Here is a 1,892-nt window from a genome sequence, read left to right as displayed (position 1 = left end):
ATCGACCGCTACCTGCCAAACAATAATCAATGCAATGGGAATTAACCACGGTAAAAGGTTTTCCGCCTGTCGTTTGTCCTGCTTATTTGATTTTTTCACAACAGTCGCTCCTTTAATTGAGAATTTTCAATTCAACTAATATAGCAATTCTCCCTTAATGAAAACTAAATGACAACAACGTGAATATTTTCATTTTCCTATAACAAAAAGCCCGTTAGCTGTTTAGCTAACGGGTCTTTCGGATCCAGCCTGCTGGGCGACAGGCGATCATTATTTAGAGAGAGTTATGAGTTGTCACTTTTGGTTTGTGTTGATTAGGTGTTCCCCCTGTCAACATGATTAACTATAGTGGTAGTTCCTTAAAGCAAGGCTAATGGTACCTAAAATGGGGCTTAAATGTGATCAATGGCTGCCAGCACCTGTAACATATCACGAGTTTGTTTGACATCATGCACTCGCAAAACGCGGGCACCACGGCCCATCATCGCTTGCGCTGCCACAAGTGATACCGTTGTGCGATGCTGTTTATCTAAACCGAGCAATTGCTTGGCCCATCCTTTATTCGAGACTGCAACCAAGATTGGCCGTCCTAGATCTTTCAGAACGTCGACGTGCTTCATAATCGCCAAATCATGCGCTAGTGCACTATCTTTGGCGTAACCAAGCCCCGGATCAAGTAAAATTCGATCCGCAGCAATGCCGGCTGCCATTAATGTGTTCAAATTAGCCATTGCCCAGTCGCGGAGACCGGACCGCACGTCAGGGACATGCGCTTGGCGGGGATTCCACATCGTCAGCAACCCGACCGTCGTTGTCGTCAAGAACGCCAATTTGCGTGGATCATCCGTAAAACCATTCACGTCATTAATCACATCAACACCAGCGTTCACCGCTGCGACCATCACCTCAAACTTATACGTATCAATCGCCACTAATGCCTGCGGTTGCACCTGCTTAATCGCTGTAATAATGGGTATCGTGCGTTCAATCTCCAGTTCAGGCGTCAATTCAAGTCCCTGCACTTGGAAGCCAGGTCGCGTTGTCTGACCACCCACTTCAACGATGTCGGCCCCATCCGCGTATAATTGCAACGCTCGCGCAACTGAGGCGGTCGCTGTGGCTACCTGGTCACCGTCGTAAAACGATTCCGGGCTGGTATTTAAAATGCCAATAATTAGCCCTGCATCATCAGATAAACGCGTCGTGTTCACTTGCCAAATCGCCATGTGTGATTACCCCTTTAATCGTATAGAACGAACCGGCAACAACAATCCAATCCGTCGCTGTCGCTCGTTGTTTTGCCTGTGTCATTGCCTCACCCAACGTAGCAGTCTGTTGGGCGAAGTCAGCCGCCAACATTGCCCGTTGATTATCCGCCGTCACCCCAATTACTTGGCGCGCTAACGGTGTTAACGCTGCTTGAATTGCCGTGGTATCTTTATCGGCGAGCATCCCCAGAATCAAAATAACGTGTCCCCGTAACCCCCAGCGATCCAATTCATTAGCTAACTGCTGAGCACCCGCTGGGTTATGCGCGCCGTCATAAATCACCTGTCCAGTCACCGTTAACCGACCAAATAACGTCGCTTGTGATAAGCCAAATTGCCGCTTTTCAGGTGTCGTTGGCAAGTCGAGTTGGGCTAAAATTTGCCAAACTAGCCGAACGTTTTCAGCCTGCATTTGTCCGCGTAAACCGAGTTCATAAGGCACCCCCGCAATTTGAAGTCGTAGTTGCGCTGGCGTATCTACTAAGATTTCGACCGGTACATCAATTGCCTGCCAGGTTGCTTGGGCTTGCTGCGTAGCGTGTTGCAAAATAGCCGCAACGCGCGGTTCCTGTTGCGCGCTCACCACACGACTGTCTGGTTGAATAACCGCCGCTTTATTAGTCG

2 protein-coding genes are annotated in these 1,892 nt (G+C 48.8%); both read right to left on the bottom strand.

The features are described from left to right. Positions 1–392: 392 nt before the first annotated feature. A complete protein-coding gene (folP, locus tag WEIDD23_RS07915) occupies positions 393–1,226 on the bottom strand; it encodes a dihydropteroate synthase (RefSeq protein ID WP_062358895.1) in 834 nt (277 codons plus the stop codon). Then, a partial coding sequence (locus WEIDD23_RS07910) for a glutamate ligase domain-containing protein (RefSeq protein WP_347474448.1) occupies positions 1,189–1,892 on the bottom strand: 704 nt, incomplete at its 5' end. The genes WEIDD23_RS07910 and folP, both read right to left, overlap by 38 nt.

The sequence above is a fragment of the Weissella sp. DD23 genome (assembly GCF_001579105.1).
GTDB lineage: Bacteria > Bacillota > Bacilli > Lactobacillales > Lactobacillaceae > Weissella > Weissella cibaria.
This window is presented reverse-complemented; position numbering and strand designations above follow the sequence as displayed.